This window comes from Klebsiella sp. Shm-1, from assembly GCF_040804525.1.
In the GTDB taxonomy this organism is placed as follows: domain Bacteria; phylum Pseudomonadota; class Gammaproteobacteria; order Enterobacterales; family Enterobacteriaceae; genus Klebsiella; species Klebsiella pneumoniae.
Genome location: NZ_CP161823.1, coordinates 1,348,324 through 1,363,510, shown reverse-complemented (window position 1 = coordinate 1,363,510; position 15,187 = coordinate 1,348,324). Strand labels below are relative to the sequence as shown.

The window sequence follows — 15,187 nt, the reverse complement described above, 5'->3', positions numbered from 1 at the left end:
CTTAACGGCTCATGTTGATGCCGGAGGCTTTCTGCTCCAGCATACGTTTGGCTAAATCCACGATCACCGCGGCGGCTTCTACCGGCGGGGTGCCGCCCTGGTGGATATTGGAGATACAGGTCCGGTCGGCCTCGACGGTGGTCGCCACCCGCGGGGAGTACACCGCGTAGCAGGAGAGGCTCTCCGACTGGCCGAGCCCCGGGCGCTCGCCAACCAGCAGGATCACCACCTTCGCGCCGAGGATCTCGCCGATCTGATCTTCAATCTTGACGCGGCCATAGCGCACGAAGAACGGCGTCCCGACCTTCAGACCCGCCTGTTTCAGGCCGGCAAGCAGCGGCGGCAGGATCTCTTCGTAGTTGGCGGTGATGGCATCCGTCGACAGACCATCGGAGACCACCACCTGCACATCCGGATCCATCACGCACTGCGCCTTCAGCGCATCAATCGCTTCCGGACTGAGGCGACGGCCCATATCCGGACGCGTCAGGTAGAGGTTCTTATCGCTAATCTCGGAACGCACTTCCAGCAGCCCCTGCGCTTTCACCCACGCTTCCGGCACCTCTTTGAGCACCGTGTCTTTCGAGCGCGAGTGATCGGCCAGGAAGCGCAGCAGCGCCTGAGTGCGCGGACGCGGGCCGGCGCGGCCGGTGCAAACGCGCGCCGCGGTACTGCGTTTCAGTTCAGTCAGTACTTCGGCGCGGTGCGGATGTTGTACCCCAATCCAGGCTTTCGCTTCCGCTGAGCCCAGGTCCAGCGCGCAGCTTTCCACCACCGCTTCGCTGGCGCAGGCGGCATGGCAGGCCGGCGTCGACGCTGCGGGGGCCTGCGGCTGCGACTGTGGTTGTCCCATTGACGCCATTACGCTGCGTACAATGTCTTCAATCTGTTTTTGATCCATGATGTGTCATCCCCGCGTCATCAGAAGAACAGTGACGGATCGCCCGCCCGTTTGGTCAGGCGACCATTTGCCATAATGCCCATCGTTTCCAGCCAGCGTTCAAACTCCGGCGACGGCCGCAGGCCCAGCAGCTGGCGCACGGTCGCGGTATCGTGGAAGGCGGTGGTCTGGTAGTTGAGCATGATGTCGTCGCCGAGCGGCATGCCCATGATGTAGTTGCAGCCTGCGGTCGCCAGCAGGATCATCAGGTTTTCGTTGAGATTCTGGTCGGCATCGGCATGGTTGGTATAGCAGCAGTCGCAGCCCATTGAGATGCCGCTCAGCTTGCCCATAAAGTGGTCTTCCAGTCCGGCGCGAATGATTTGCCGGTCGTTATAGAGATACTCCGGCCCGATAAAGCCCACCACGGTGTTGACGAGGAACGGATCGTAGTGCCGCGCCAGGCCATAGTTACGCGCTTCCATGGTCACCTGGTCGGCGCCGAAGTTAGCGCCAGCGGAAAGCGCCGAGCCCTGCCCGGTTTCAAAGTAAAGACAGTTCTCCCCGGCGATGCGGTTAAACTCCGCCCCCACCGCCCGCGCTTCATCGAGCATCGCCAGCTCGACGCCGAACTCTTTAAGCCCTTTTTCACTGCCGCAGATGCTCTGGAAGATAAGCCCCCCCGGCGCGCCGCGGCGGATGGCTTCAATCTGGGTAGTGACGTGCGCCAGCACGCAGCCCTGGGTCGGGATGTTAAACTTGTCGATCACCCCGTACACCGTATCCAGCACCCGGCTCAGGTTCTCCACGTCGTCAGTGACCGGGTTGACGCCAATCACCGCGTCGCCCGCGCCGAAGGAGAGCCCTTCATAGATTTGCGCGGCAATACTCTGCACGTCGTCGCGGGTATCGTTCGGCTGCAGGCGGCAGCTAAAGGTCCCCGGCAGACCGATGGTGGTATTGGCTTTTTTGATCACCGGCATTTTTTTACCGCCGTAGATCAGATCGGCGTTGGAGCAGATCTTGGCCACCGCAGCCACCACCTCGGAGGTCAGCCCTTTGCGGACAAAGGCGATATCGTCGCTGGTGACCTCGTCGTTGAGCACGTATTCCCGCAGGTCGCTGATGGTCCAGTGTTTAATCCGCTGATAGGCGGTTTCGTTCACGTCATCCTGGATCAGGCGCGTAACGCAGTCCTCCTCATACGGGATCACTGGGTTATTACGGATATCGGCCACCGTCATATCGGAGAGCACCTGCTTGGCGGCCACGCGCTGCTGCGAACTCTCCGCCGCTACCCCCGCCAGCACATCCCCCGAACGCAGTTCGTTGGCTTTCGCCAGCACCTCTTTTACATCCTTAAACTGATAAACATTGCCGAACAATGTGGTCTTTAGTTTCATAAGTCGTTCCCTCAGGAAGGAAATGCGAGTGATTTCACCGTCACCGGCACAACCGATCCGCCAAAAAGAGGCGTACCAATGTCGATATAGTCTCCCGCCCGGATGCTCACCTCATCGATGACCGCCAGCGGAAGGTGTGGAAGCTGTGGCCGCAGCAGCATGCCCAGCGCTTTGCCAAAATCCTGCTCGGCCACCAGCAGCAGCGGACGGGGATTGGGAAAGCGGGCGACAAACGCCAGCAGGGCGTCAATTACGGTCAGTAAGGTGGCGTAGCGCACCGGAAGTGAAGCGGGAAGCGCCAGCACGTAAGCGTCCGCCTCGGGAGCCAGATCGAGCTGCGTCAGCGCCTGGAGCCAGGCGTTCGGCAGATCGGCGGCATCCTGCGGGATAGCCACCGGCAGATTGCGCAGCGGCAATGGAACCCCCTCCAGCCAGATGGTGCTCCCGGACAGGGACAGCGTATGCGCCCCGGCGCCAATCACCGTGGCGCGCACGGTTTGCGCCGGGAACTGCACGTTCATCTCACGCAGGCGCGGATGCTCGTGCAGGGCCGTGGCCAGCAGCGGCCCGATATCGGAAAAACAGAAAGGATCGGCGGGCTGATGGCGGTAGCACTCCCCCACTCCGCCGGAAAGGGTAATCACCTCCGGCTGAATACCCGCAGGCAGTACTTCGGTTTGCATCAGCCCCTGCGCCAGCGGTGAGAGGGTGCCGTCGATCACCTCGACGATCAGCGCCGCCATCCGGCGCGCCACCTGCGCCAGCTGCCCGGCGGTCAGCGCCAGGGCGTTAGTGCCGGCGCCAAACAGCGCATCGACAATCCGCTGCCCCGGCGGGTGCGCGTGGACCACGCGCCCCTGAGCGTCGGTTTCCAGCAGGCGGCCGCCGACGTTGAGGCAGGCGGTGGCGCTGACGTTTCCGGCGTCAAACAGGGCATAGTTCGAGGTACCGCCGCCAATATCGATATTAAGCACCCGGCACATCCGCTGCCGGGACAGGGTCTGCGCCCCGGCGCCGTGTCCGGCAATGACCGACTCCAGATGCGGCCCGGCGCTGGCGACGACAAAATCGCCCAGCGACTGCGAGAGCGCCATCACCGCCGGGCGGGCATTGCGGGTTTTCGCGCTTTCGCCGGTGATGATGATCGCCCCGGAATCCACCGCTTGTGGAGCGATCCCTGCGGCCCGGTACTGAGCCAGAATCAGCGCCTCAAGCTCGGCCTCTTTCAGTTCTCCCTGCTTATCAACCGGCGTAAAGAAGACCGGGCTTTGCCAGCTAATGTCGCGTTTGATGAATTCATAACGCGGCACCTGGGAAACCGCCGCGCGGTTCACCAGCTCGAGGCGCGAGAAGATCACCTGCGTGGTGGTGGTGCCGATATCAATACCGACGCTCAATAGCTGGCGCGTGTTCACGAGTGCGCCTCCGCTTCGTTGTTGGCAGGCGCCGGTACGTTTTCATCTTTTGGCACCAGCAGCATCGCCACGCCAATCGCGGTAACGCCGCCGACCAGCTTGCCGACAATCATCGGAAAGATCATGGCGTTCATATTGGCCGCCGCAAAACCGAGATGGTCGCCGAGGGCGAACGCCGCTGACACCGAGAAGGCGCAGTTGATCACTTTCCCGCGGGTATCCATCTGCTTCATCATGCCGAACATCGGGATATTGTTCGCCAGGGTAGCGACCATGCCGCCGGCAGCCATATTGTTGATTTTTAGCAGATTACCAACGCGCATCAGCGGTTTTTCAAACCAGCGGGTCAGCAGGAGCACCATCGGATAAGCGCCGAGCAGCACGCAGGAGATAGAGCCAATGACTTCGATGGCGCGCATCACCTCGCCGGGCTGGTCGCCAGGCGCCATAAAGATCGGATCGAGCCCCGGTATCAGCTCCCAGCCGAGCAGGAACTTGATCACCGCCGCCGCCAGGCCGATGGTGATCAGCGCCACGAGGAATTTGGCGAAGATCTGGAAGCCGTTGATCATTTTTTCCGGAATAAACTTCAGCCCCAGCGCCACCAGCACGGCGACGATGATCACCGGGATCATATTCATCAGGATCAGCGCGAAGGTAAACTCTACCGGCTGGCCGTTGATCTCCACCCCGGAATACATCGCCACCAGACCGCCGGCGATACAGCCGATGGGAATGGTGACAATGCCCGCCAGCACGCCGAGCGCCAGCCAGCGGCGATCGGTTGGTTCGATAATGCCGAGCGCCACCGGAATGGAGAACACAATGGTCGGACCCATCATAGAGCCGAGGATCAGGCCTGAGTACATCCAGGCCGCCACGTCGCCGCCCGCGAGTTCTTTAGCGAGGAAGAAACCGCCCATGTCGCACGCCAGCAGCGTGCCGGCGAACATCGACGGGTTGGCGCCGAGCATCTCATACAGCGGAATAATCACCGGACCAAGCAGATGAGCCAGCACTGGCGCCAGGGCGGTCATCCCGACCATCGCCAGGCCCAGCGCGCCCATCGCCATAAACCCTTCTTCAAACTGACCGCCGGATCCCTCAATGCTTTTCCCCAGTTTGCCGAGAAAGCGCGCCGAGCCGCCGAACTGCGACAGGATCCTGTCCACGGCGGCAATCAGCATAAAGAACATCATGATGTACATGATGATTTCGTTAATTCCCATAGCCCTTACTCCCTGTCATTTATGATTTGTAGATACTGTGAATACCGGGACATTAGCCGCACTCAGGCAACTTTCCCGGGCCGCGGCGTGAACGCCTTACCCGGGCTACGGCATAGCAGACGGCTGTGATCCTGTAGCCCGGCTAAGCGCAGCGCGAGCCGGGAAAGCCACAGCCACACGCCTCCGGGAAAATCGGCATTTATCGCGCCGCCGCGTACAGCTCGATAATCTGCTCCCGGCTGGCGGTGCGTGGATTGGTGCGCAAACAGATGTCCTCCTGCGCCGCTTGCGCCCAGGCGGCGTAGTGCGCGGACGTCGCGCCAGCCTCCGTCAGCCGCATCGTCAGACCGACCTCGGCGATCAGCTCGCGCACGGCGGCGATAGCCTCGCGGTCATCGGTTTTCTTGCCGGTTAACGCCCGGCCGATCTGGCTGAAGCGCGCCCGGCGCACCATGCGGTTAAACTCCATCACCGTTGGCAGCAGCATGGCGTTGGCCAGACCGTGTGGAATATGCAGCGCCGCCCCCGGCTGATGCGCCATGGCATGGCATAGCCCCAGCCCGGCGCTGGAAAACGCCATCCCCGCCATGCAGGAAGCCAGCAGCATGTTTTCCCGCGCCGCCAGATCCTGACCGCAGCCCACCGCTTTCGGCAGCGCCTCGCCGATCATGGCTATCGCCCCCATCGCCAGACTGTCGGTAAACGGCGTGGCGTGGCGGGCGCTGTAGGCCTCGACGGCGTGGGTCAGCGCATCAATCCCGGTCATTGCCGTGATATGCGGCGGGACGCCCTCGGTCAGCGCGGCGTCGAGGATCGCCACATCCGGCATCAGCGAGGCATGCGCCAGCACCTGTTTGCGTCCACTCACCGCATCGATAATCACCGTCACATTGGTGGTTTCAGACCCGGTGCCAGCGGTGGTCGGCACCGCGATCAGCGGCGGACGTGGGCGCAACTCGCTGTGCTCCGTCATCTCCCCCAGCGTCTGCTCAGGATTGGCGACCAGCAGCGCCACCGCCTTCGCCGCATCCAGTACCGATCCACCGCCAAAGGCCACCACGCCGTCGCAGCGCGCGTCCCGCAGCTGGGCGACGGCGGCGCAGACATCGGTGACGCAGGGTTCGCCGGCGGGACAGGGCCAGAGAGTCATAGCAATCCCTTTCATCGCCAGGCTACGCTCCAGCCCGGCGGTCATTCCCGCCTGATGGAGAAAACTGTCAACCATGACAAACAGATGCCTAAGGCCCCGGGACTGCGCTTGCGGACCGCAGGCCGCCAGCGCGCCGACGCCGTGCAGCGTCACCGGCGGAACGTTGAAGCTTTTCATTTGCTGAAGATTCAGCGTATCAAAGGCATGGAACAGCGCCGTCTGCAGTTCAGCTTGCATACATCCCCTCCGCTTTTTCCCTCCCGCTGTTGGCGATTGCCAGCGGGGTCATAAACAGGCTGTGCTGCGGCAAATGCACCGGTAATGCCGGGAAGCGCTGACGAAACAGCTCATGCACGCCCGGCTGCATACAGGCGCCGCCTGCCAGCCACAAATCGACAATCCCTTGTCCGGCAATATGTCGGGCGACAATTTCGGCCATCTTCTCGTACACCGGCTTAACCACCGGCCAGATCTCCCCGGCGTGGCTGCGCTTGTACTGCTCCGCCTCCTCAAGCCCGATGCCGCGATTCCCGGCCAGAGTCAGGGAGATATGGTGGCCGCCGGTGGCTTCATCCGCCGAATATGTCACCCTGCCCTGTTTAACGATGGCGATCCCGGTGGTGCCGCCACCGATATCCACCACCCCGGCGTTATCGAGCTGCAGCAGATCGGCCACCGCGGTAGGCTCATCCAGCACATGACTGATCTCCAGCCCGGCGGACTCCAGGACATTGATCGAAATGCGCGGATCGGTGCCGGGCGGAAACGAGGTCGCCGCATGGGTGAAGCGGCAGCCCAGCTGCTGCTCGAGAGTCGCAAGATGTCGGCGCACGAGGGTGACGGCGCCAAAAAAATCCCAGACGATGCCGTCGCGCACCACGTCGGCCCAGTCAAGGCATACCGCAACCGGCTGGCCATCGCGGTCGACCACCATCGACACCACGTCGCAGGTGCCCAAATCGATGCCCAGCCACAGCGGCGACTCGCTGGCGGCGGGCGCCTGGTTACACAGGGCAGCGGCTTTTTGCAGTCTCGGCGAAAGCCAGCGTTGTTCGTCGTGCGCCATGTTCATCCCTTATACGATTCGAAACGCATCCACCAGTACGCAGCGACGCAGACGAACGAAGGTCCGCGCGCTGGTTACCCCTTCCCCGGTTGGGGTGGTGATGGTCATGGTGGTCCAGCCCTCACCGCCCAGCCCAAGCCCGGCGATGCACGGCCCGTTTTTGACGAAGATGCTGGTGTCGATGGCATTCGCCATCTGGTTCATGTTGTCGATATTGCGCGAGTGCATCGCCGCGGTGTGGTGGCAGCCGCCTTCCAGTTGCACCGCCAGGGCGATGGCCTCCTCGACGTTCGCCACCCGCACCACCGGCAGCACCGGCATCATCAGTTCAGTCACCGCAAACGGATGGCTGGCGGGGGTTTCCACGAACAGCAGACGGGTTTGCGCCGGCACCTGCAGGCCAATCGCCGCGGCGATTTTGCCCGCGTCGCGGCCGACCCAGTCGCGGCTGACCGTGCCTTTGCCGCGCTCGTCGATATTTTTCAGCAGCAGCGGCTGGAGCTGTTCGGCCTGCGCCGCCGTGAGTTTCACCGCCTGCTGGCCTTCCATCAGGCGCATCAGTTCGTCGGCAACGCTATCGACCACGATCAGCACCTTCTCGTCGGCGCAGATGATGTTGTTATCAAACGAGGCGCCTTTGACGATCGCCTGCGCGGCGCGCGGTAGATCGGCAGTCTCATCCACCACCACCGGCGGGTTGCCAGCCCCGGCGGCGATCAGGCGTTTGTTGGTATGTTTGCGCGCCGCCTCGACCACCGCTTCGCCGCCGGTCACCACCAGCAGGCCGATGCCAGGGTACTTAAACAGCCGCTGGGCGGTGTCGATATCCGGGTTCGCCACGGTCACCAGCAGGTTGGCCGGGCCGCCGGCGGCCACTACCGCCTGGTTAAGCAGGGTAATTGCCCTTTGCGAGACCTTTTTCGCCGCCGGATGGGGGGCGAAGACCACGCTGTTGCCGGCGGCTATCAGGCTAATGGCGTTGTTGATCACCGTCGCCGCCGGATTGGTGGACGGCGTCACCGAGGCCACCACGCCCCAGGGCGCATTTTCAATCAGCGTCAGGCCGTTATCGCCGGTGAGCACCTGCGGAGTCAGACACTCCACGCCCGGCGTGCCGCGCGCCTGCGCCACGTTTTTGGCAAACTTATCTTCAACGCGTCCCATGCCGGTCTCCGTCATCGCAAGCTCCGCCAGTTCACGGGCATACTTTTCACCCGCCTCACGAATGGCCTGAATCACCTGCTGACGCATCGCCACCCGCTTTAATCCCTGCTGGGCCACCGTTGCCGCCGCGACAGCGTCATCCAGTGAGGCAAAAACGCCCATATCATGAACGGTGCCGGCAGGCTGGCTGCTGTCTTTCATTTTCAGCAGTACCGCTTTCACTACCTGTTCAATGTCCTGTTGATTCATGATTTTTCACCCTACTTATGGAAGAGCACCTGACCATCGGCCGCAGCCTCATCCACGATACCAATCACGCACAGATCGACCGGAGAGGCGCCGTGTGCGTGCGCCTGTCGCGCCGAGCTGCCGCTGACCAGCAGTACCCACTCGCCACATCCCGCGCCGATGCTGTCGATGGCGACCGCACATTGCCCGTCGGGCTCGCCGCGGGCATTGAGCATCTCCACCATCAGCAGTTTGTCGTGGGCCAGACCTTCATGGCGTACGGTGCAGACCACATATCCGGTTACCACAGCCAGCTTCATGTCCGTCTCCGCGTGTGATGTGCAGGCCGGAAAAGCGCAACGCCATCCGGCATTCATGCCTTTTCATGGCCGGATAGCGACGCGCTGGCGTCTTATCCGGCCAGAACTTTCCGGCCCCCCCTCCCCCGTTAGATGCTGCTGTCGCCCTTGAAGCTAATCGGGAAGACCTCTTCCAGATCGCCATGCGGGCGCGGGATGACATGTACAGAGACCAGCTCACCGATACGCTGAGCCGCCGCCGCCCCGGCATCCGTCGCGGCTTTGCACGCCGCGACATCGCCGCGCACCATGGCGGTCACCAGGCCCCCGCCGATCTGTTTCACTCCCACCAGCTTGACGCGGGCCGCTTTGACCATGGCGTCGGAGGCCTCAATCAGTGCAACCAGGCCCCGGGTTTCAATCATTCCTAATGCTTCCATTGTGTTTTCCTCTCATAAGGGGTCCTGAAGGGGACCATTCATTCAACCAGCGTGGACGAGTCGGGGATCCGGCTTGCGTCCGTCTGGCGCGGTACCGACGCCACCAGCGCCAGTTCGATAATTTCCTCTACGCTACAGCCTCGCGAGAGGTCGTGAAGCGGGGCGGCCAGGCCCTGGATCAGCGGCCCGATGGCGCGATATCCGCCCAGCCGCTGGGCGATTTTGTAGCCGATGTTGCCCGCCTCCAGCGACGGAAAGACCAGCACATTAGCCCGGCCCTGCAGCGGGCTGCCGGGCGCTTTGTGCGCAGCGACGTCCGGTACAAAGGCGGCGTCAAACTGCAGCTCGCCATCGACCATCAGCTGCGGCGCCCGCTGACGCACGATCTCCGTGGCCTGCTGGACGTTAGCCACACAGGGATGCCGGGCGCTGCCGTGTGTCGAGAAGGACAGCATTGCCACCCGCGGCGCTTCGCCAGCGATCGCTTGCCAGGTCTCGGCGCTGGCAATCGCGATATCCGCCAGCTGCGCCGCGGTCGGCTGCGGCACCACGCTGCAGTCGGCAAACCCCAGCGGCTGTCCGGTATACTGCGGCAGCATCAGAAACAGCGAAGAGAGCGTTTTACATCCCGGCTGCAGGCCGATAAGGCGCAGACCAGCGCGCAGCACGCTGGCGGTTGACGAGAGATTTCCGGCGATACACACCTCGGCCTGCCCGGCGCTGACCATCGCCGCGGCGAACATCAGCGGGTCGGCCAGCTTGTCGACCGCGTCAGCGGGCGCTTTATCGCCGGCGCGCGCCTGCCAGGCGGCGGCAAACGCCTCGCGCATCGCCAGGTTGCTGTGCGGATCGATGACCTGCACCCCGGTCAGCGGCAGACGTTCGCCAAGGGCGAACTGCCGCAGCGCGAAGGGGCTGGCGACGAGGATCGGATGCGCCAGGCCCTGCTGCTGCAGATAATGCGCCGCCTTCAACACGCGGACGTCCAGCGCATCCGGGAACACCACCCTGGCGGGGGCGCGCAGCGCCAGTTTGCGACACTGGTCAATGATCATCTTCACCTCCCAGCTGCTGCAGTTGGCTGAGCGCTGGCGGCGAGTCCGTCACGCCCAGGATCATCATCACGTAGACCGCGCTGGAAAGGCGGTTGAGCGCTTGCATAATATCGGCGCGCTGGACCGCAAATTGCGGCGTAATAAACACCTGCGCCGCGGTCACCTCCGCCTCGCGCACTTTGCCGCGCAGCAAATTAAGCAGCGCGACATCGCGCCCATGGCGGGCCTCCGGCACCAGGTGATCGTGACCCAGGTAACGCAGCGGCTGATGGGACAGACGATGCAGCTGCGCCTCGCTGAATCCGGCTATCGACTGCGCCGCCAGCGGTTCCTCCAGCGCATCGGCGCGCATGATGTTGCCCAGCCGCGAACGGATGTCCGTCAGCCACGGCTGCCAGGGCTCCGCCAGTTCAATTTGCAGCCACACCGTCAGGGCGATGGTGCTGTCCAGCACCGCGCGGAAGGCCAGCCGCGGATCGTTTTTCGCCACGAGGGTATCGGCCGTCAGATGAGTTAAGGTGTCCGGCTTTTTGCCCACCGGCTGGTGACAAAGCTCGCAGCAGGCCTGGGGCGGATGGTCGCTGCTGGTCAGGACATGCACCGGCTGCGGCGTCTGTTCGTCATCCTCGACAAACAGGCGCCCCTGGCGGTCGAGAAATTTGACCCGCAGATGCCGACTTTCCAGCAGTTCCCTCGCCGAGGGCGTCAGGCGGGCATCGGCAGGAAGATGGATTTCACCGCCTTCGCTGAGCGTATGATTCGCTCTGAGCCACGCTTCGGTAATGAAATCGTTCATAGCGATTGCCAGTTTGCCGGCCAGGCGACGTACAGGAAGCGCACCGTCGCCGGGGTACCGAATTCGATGCTGGAGCCTTTCGGGATGAACATGACGTCCCCCGCTTTGGCGACCAGCGTTTCCCCCTGATGGCGCACATGCAGCTCGCCCTCCAGCACCATATCGATTTCGTCGTAGTTCAGCGTCCACGGGAAGAAGGCGTTCTCCCACTGCATAAATCCGGCCGCCATGCTGCTGCCATCCTGGTCAGTCACCAGGTCCGTTAAGCCAACGCAGTGCGGCTGGGCGCCGTCGAAGCGGCCAAACTTCACGCTGCTGCCGTCGATCACTTTGATGCCGCCTTTGCCGGTCACGGAGTCAAATCCCGGCTGCATCGCCTCCTGCTCCAGGGACTGCTTCTCCTTCATCACCTTTTCCATCAGCTGCGCGACCAGGCTTTCGGTAAACTGGCCTTCCGGTAGCTGCGCCAGGATGGTTTCCCGGATCCGCTGGCTTTCCGTTTTGTCGCTGTCCGCCGCTGTCGCCGCCGGCGCGGCGCCATCGTCTTCGGTGATAGTGAATCCCAGCAGCTCGGCGACTTCGCGCGCTTCCGGGGTGATAATGCTGGCGCGCAGAACTACTGACATCGCCTGTTCGCCGCGCGCGTGGGCGGCACGAATATCGTTAGCGGTAATGAGTTTCTTCACCTGGCCCTTCCTCCTTTTGGCTGAGCTCACTCAAGTAATTTTCCAGCGGCGCAACGCTTTGCGGATCGCAACCGTTGAGGGCGAAAACCGGCGCCTGAAACCCCATCCCGTCCAGCAGCTGCCGCACCGCGGCGACATTGGCATCCGGCAGATCCGTTTTGCTGATCGCCACGATAAGGTGCTTTCGGCTGCCAATATCCAGCAACCCGGGTGGCAGGCGACTTTCGGTATCATTGGCCGCATGGACATAAATCAGGGTGTCCACATCCTGCAAGGTGGTAATTAAGGCGTGATACCAGCGCGGATGGCTGAAATATTCCCCGGGTGTATCGATGTCGCCACGATCGTTAAATTCCAGCGCCTGCGTTTTTCTGGCGAGGGAATAATTCCCCTGCAGGGCATTAAATAACGTGGTTTTTCCTGCACCGACGGCGCCGACAATCGCAATACGCTTCATGGTCGCTCTCAATTAACTTTTCGTTAATTCGCACAAGGTATAATTTAATAAGCGGCCTAATCCGCCGATGGTCTGCAGAAGCGCCTCCTCCACCGCGCCGACCGAGCCGTAGATCACCAGCGCGCCGCTAAACCGGTCGAGAAAACCGATGTGCACGTCGGCGGCCTTCATCGCCAGATCGCCGGCGATCATCGCCGTTTCTCCCGGCGTCAGCGTCATAATGCCGATCGCGCCGGATTCGGGTACGCCGATCTTTTTCGCCAGCTCCGCTCCCGGGTGGGCAATCAGATGCGCCAGCGTGACCTGTTTGCCTGGTACGAATTCCTGAATAATGCGTTCTTTATCCATGACTGATTGCCCCCCTGAAATCTGTCCTCATGGTGACGGTATTTCAGCGCGGCAAATAACAAATTTCGGCAAGTGGGGTTAAAAGGTGAAGTGGATCACTCAGGAGAGAAAATAATATTGCGGTGGAATTAAAAAGGCAGGCTCAGCGTTTTTTACTCACCGGCCTGCCTGATATTGCGCGCGGAAACGGATCCGCGCGTTAGCGGGGGAAATAGAAAATTACAGCGGTTCGGTTTGCGCTTCAACAACCGCCAGCGCCACCATATTAACGATCCGACGTACGGAGGCGATCGGCGTCAGGATATGCACCGGCTTCGCCACCCCCATCAGCACCGGCCCGACGGTCACCCCTTCCGAACTGGAGACGCGCAGCAGGTTATAGCTGATCCGGGCGGCTTCCATATTCGGCATCACCAGAATATTGGCCGCCCCCTTCAGCGGGCTGTCCGGCATGCGATCGTTGCGGATGCTTTCCACCAGCGCGGCGTCGCCATGCATTTCGCCATCGATCATCAGCTCCGGGGCGCGGGCCTTCACCAGCTCCAGGGTTTTACGCATTTTGCTGGCTGACGGACAGTCGGCAGAGCCAAAGTTGGAGTGCGACAGCAACGCCACCCGCGGTTCAATACCAAAGCGTCGCACGCTTTCCGCCGCCATCAGGGTGATCTCCGCCAGCTCTTCCGGCGACGGATCGTGATTGACATAGGTATCGGCGATAAAGGTGTTGCCGCTCGGCAGCAGCAGCGCATTCATCGCCCCGGCGGTGCTGACGCCGTCGCGATAGCCAAACAGCGGCTGCACCACGCGGTAGTGATCGTGGTACTCGCCAATAGTCCCGCAGATCATCGCATCCGCTTCACCGCGATGAACCATGATGGCGCCAATCACCGTGGTGTTGCTAATCACCGCCCGCTGCGCCTGCTCCTGGGTAATGCCGCGGCGCTTCATCAGCTGGTAGTACTCGCTCCAGTACTCTTTAAACCGCGGGTCGGATTCATTATTGACGATCTCAAAGTCAACGCCGGCCTTGATCTGCAGGCCCAGCTTCTGGATGCGCATTTCAATCACGCTCGGGCGCCCCACCAGAATCGGTTTGGCCAGTCCCAGAGACACCAGCTCCTGGGTGGCGTGCAGCACCCGGGTCTCCTCCCCTTCCGCCAGCACCACGCGCTTCGGCTCTTTGCGCGCCTGAGAGAAGATAGGCTTCATAAACAGGTTGGTTTTATAGACGAACTCGCTCAGCTTCTCGATATAGGCGTCAAAATCAGCGATGGGGCGCGTTGCCACGCCGGAATCCATCGCCGCCTTCGCCACCGCAGGGGCTATCTTGACGATCAGCCGCGGGTCGAATGGTTTCGGAATGATGTAGTCCGGACCAAAGCTTAAATCCTGATCGCCGTAGGCGGAGGCCACCACTTCGCTCTGCTCGGCATGGGCCAGCTCGGCAATTGCATGCACCGCCGCCAGCTTCATCTCTTCGTTGATCGCCGTCGCGCCGACGTCCAGCGCGCCGCGGAAGATGAACGGGAAGCAGAGCACGTTGTTGACCTGGTTAGGGTAGTCGGAGCGGCCGGTACAGATGATGGCGTCATCGCGGACCTGCTTCGCCAGCGGCGGCAGGATTTCCGGCTCCGGGTTGGCCAGGGCGAGGATCAGCGGCGCCCGCGCCATCTTCTTCACCATCTCCTGAGTCAGCACTTTCGGGCCAGAGCAGCCGAGGAAAATGTCGGCGCCGTCGATCACGTCATCGAGGGTGCGTTTGCCGTCGTCTTCCACCGCATAGGCGGCTTTGGTTTCCGCCATGTTCGGCTCACGGTCTTTATAGATAACGCCTTTCGAATCGCAGACCACGATGTTGTGCTTTTGCATCCCCAGCGCCACCAGCAGATTCATACAGGCGATCGCCGCCGCGCCCGCGCCGGAGACCACCATCCGCACGTCGGACAGATTCTTCTCGACGACGCGCAGACCGTTGAGGATCGCCGCGGTGCTGATGATCGCCGTGCCGTGCTGATCGTCATGGAAGACCGGGATATTCATCCGCTCGCGCAGCTGCTGCTCGATGTAGAAACACTCCGGCGCTTTAATATCTTCCAGGTTGATACCGCCGAAGGTCGGCTCGAGGGCGGCGACGACGTTAATGAATTTGTCCGGATCCAGCTCATCGACTTCGATATCAAACACATCGATACCGGCAAATTTCTTAAACAGGACGCCTTTGCCCTCCATTACCGGCTTACCGGCCAGCGCGCCGATGTTGCCGAGCCCCAGCACCGCGGTGCCGTTGGAGACGACCGCCACCAGGTTGCCACGGGCAGTGTATTTGTAGGCGGCCAGCGGATCTTTTTCGATTTCCAGGCAGGGGGCTGCGACGCCCGGCGAGTAGGCCAGCGCCAGATCGCGCTGGGTGGCGAGAGGTTTGGTCGGCGAGACCTGGATTTTTCCGGGAACCGGAAATTCGTGGAAGTCGAGGGCGCTCTGTTTTAACTGCTCATCCATTTTCTATTCCTTTCTTTCACGTATCGTTCGTAGGGGAAAAGCGTGATGACCATCCTGTCGTTCACCTTTCAG

15 protein-coding genes are annotated in these 15,187 nt (G+C 62.0%); all 15 read right to left on the bottom strand.

Annotated elements, in window-relative coordinates:
* Position 1: 1 nt before the first annotated feature.
* Positions 2–901, bottom strand: a complete 900-nt coding sequence (gene eutC / locus AB1E37_RS06655; protein WP_004174901.1) for an ethanolamine ammonia-lyase subunit EutC — start codon at positions 899–901, stop codon at positions 2–4.
* Positions 902–921: 20 nt separating this feature from the next.
* On the bottom strand, positions 922–2,283 hold the full coding sequence (gene eutB, locus AB1E37_RS06650; RefSeq protein WP_004152001.1) for an ethanolamine ammonia-lyase subunit alpha: 1,362 nt from the start codon (positions 2,281–2,283) through the stop codon (positions 922–924).
* An 11-nt stretch (positions 2,284–2,294) separates the two neighbouring features.
* Entirely contained in the window at positions 2,295–3,698 is a 1,404-nt protein-coding gene (gene eutA / locus AB1E37_RS06645; protein ID WP_004213212.1) for an ethanolamine ammonia-lyase reactivating factor EutA, read from the bottom strand.
* On the bottom strand, positions 3,695–4,927 hold the full coding sequence (gene eutH, locus AB1E37_RS06640; protein ID WP_004149260.1) for an ethanolamine utilization protein EutH: 1,233 nt from the start codon (positions 4,925–4,927) through the stop codon (positions 3,695–3,697). Before eutH ends, eutA begins: the two co-directional genes overlap by 4 nt.
* A gap of 199 nt (positions 4,928–5,126) precedes the next feature.
* Positions 5,127–6,314, bottom strand: a complete 1,188-nt coding sequence (eutG, locus tag AB1E37_RS06635; protein ID WP_021465895.1) for an ethanolamine utilization ethanol dehydrogenase EutG — start codon at positions 6,312–6,314, stop codon at positions 5,127–5,129.
* Positions 6,304–7,143 carry an ethanolamine utilization protein EutJ gene (eutJ, locus tag AB1E37_RS06630; RefSeq protein WP_004180842.1) on the bottom strand — a complete coding sequence of 280 codons (840 nt, stop codon included), beginning with the start codon at positions 7,141–7,143 and terminating at the stop codon, positions 6,304–6,306. Before eutJ ends, eutG begins: the two co-directional genes overlap by 11 nt.
* A gap of 9 nt (positions 7,144–7,152) precedes the next feature.
* Positions 7,153–8,556 (bottom strand): aldehyde dehydrogenase family protein, encoded by a 1,404-nt coding sequence (locus tag AB1E37_RS06625; protein ID WP_032447834.1) that lies wholly within the window; start codon positions 8,554–8,556, stop codon positions 7,153–7,155.
* Between the two features lie 11 nt (positions 8,557–8,567).
* Positions 8,568–8,855, bottom strand: a complete 288-nt coding sequence (gene eutN / locus AB1E37_RS06620; protein ID WP_002913719.1) for an ethanolamine utilization microcompartment protein EutN — start codon at positions 8,853–8,855, stop codon at positions 8,568–8,570.
* A gap of 128 nt (positions 8,856–8,983) precedes the next feature.
* The gene (gene eutM / locus AB1E37_RS06615) at positions 8,984–9,274 is read right to left on the bottom strand and encodes an ethanolamine utilization microcompartment protein EutM (RefSeq protein ID WP_032447835.1); all 291 of its coding nucleotides are present in this window, start codon (positions 9,272–9,274) and stop codon (positions 8,984–8,986) included.
* Between the two features lie 38 nt (positions 9,275–9,312).
* Complete coding sequence (gene pta, locus AB1E37_RS06610; protein WP_004213203.1) at positions 9,313–10,329, bottom strand: phosphate acetyltransferase; 1,017 nt, start codon at positions 10,327–10,329, stop codon at positions 9,313–9,315.
* Positions 10,319–11,125 (bottom strand): ethanolamine utilization cob(I)yrinic acid a,c-diamide adenosyltransferase EutT, encoded by an 807-nt coding sequence (gene eutT / locus AB1E37_RS06605; protein WP_004213201.1) that lies wholly within the window; start codon positions 11,123–11,125, stop codon positions 10,319–10,321. Before eutT ends, pta begins: the two co-directional genes overlap by 11 nt.
* Positions 11,122–11,811 (bottom strand): ethanolamine utilization acetate kinase EutQ, encoded by a 690-nt coding sequence (gene eutQ / locus AB1E37_RS06600; RefSeq protein ID WP_032447837.1) that lies wholly within the window; start codon positions 11,809–11,811, stop codon positions 11,122–11,124. Before eutQ ends, eutT begins: the two co-directional genes overlap by 4 nt.
* Positions 11,789–12,268, bottom strand: a complete 480-nt coding sequence (gene eutP / locus AB1E37_RS06595) for an ethanolamine utilization acetate kinase EutP (protein ID WP_002913727.1) — start codon at positions 12,266–12,268, stop codon at positions 11,789–11,791. The genes eutQ and eutP overlap by 23 nt, the downstream gene beginning before the upstream one ends.
* A 12-nt stretch (positions 12,269–12,280) precedes the next feature.
* On the bottom strand, positions 12,281–12,616 hold the full coding sequence (gene eutS / locus AB1E37_RS06590; RefSeq protein WP_002913729.1) for an ethanolamine utilization microcompartment protein EutS: 336 nt from the start codon (positions 12,614–12,616) through the stop codon (positions 12,281–12,283).
* A 219-nt stretch (positions 12,617–12,835) separates the two neighbouring features.
* Entirely contained in the window at positions 12,836–15,115 is a 2,280-nt protein-coding gene (gene maeB, locus AB1E37_RS06585; RefSeq protein WP_004185057.1) for an NADP-dependent oxaloacetate-decarboxylating malate dehydrogenase, read from the bottom strand.
* Between the last annotated feature and the right edge of the window lie 72 nt (positions 15,116–15,187).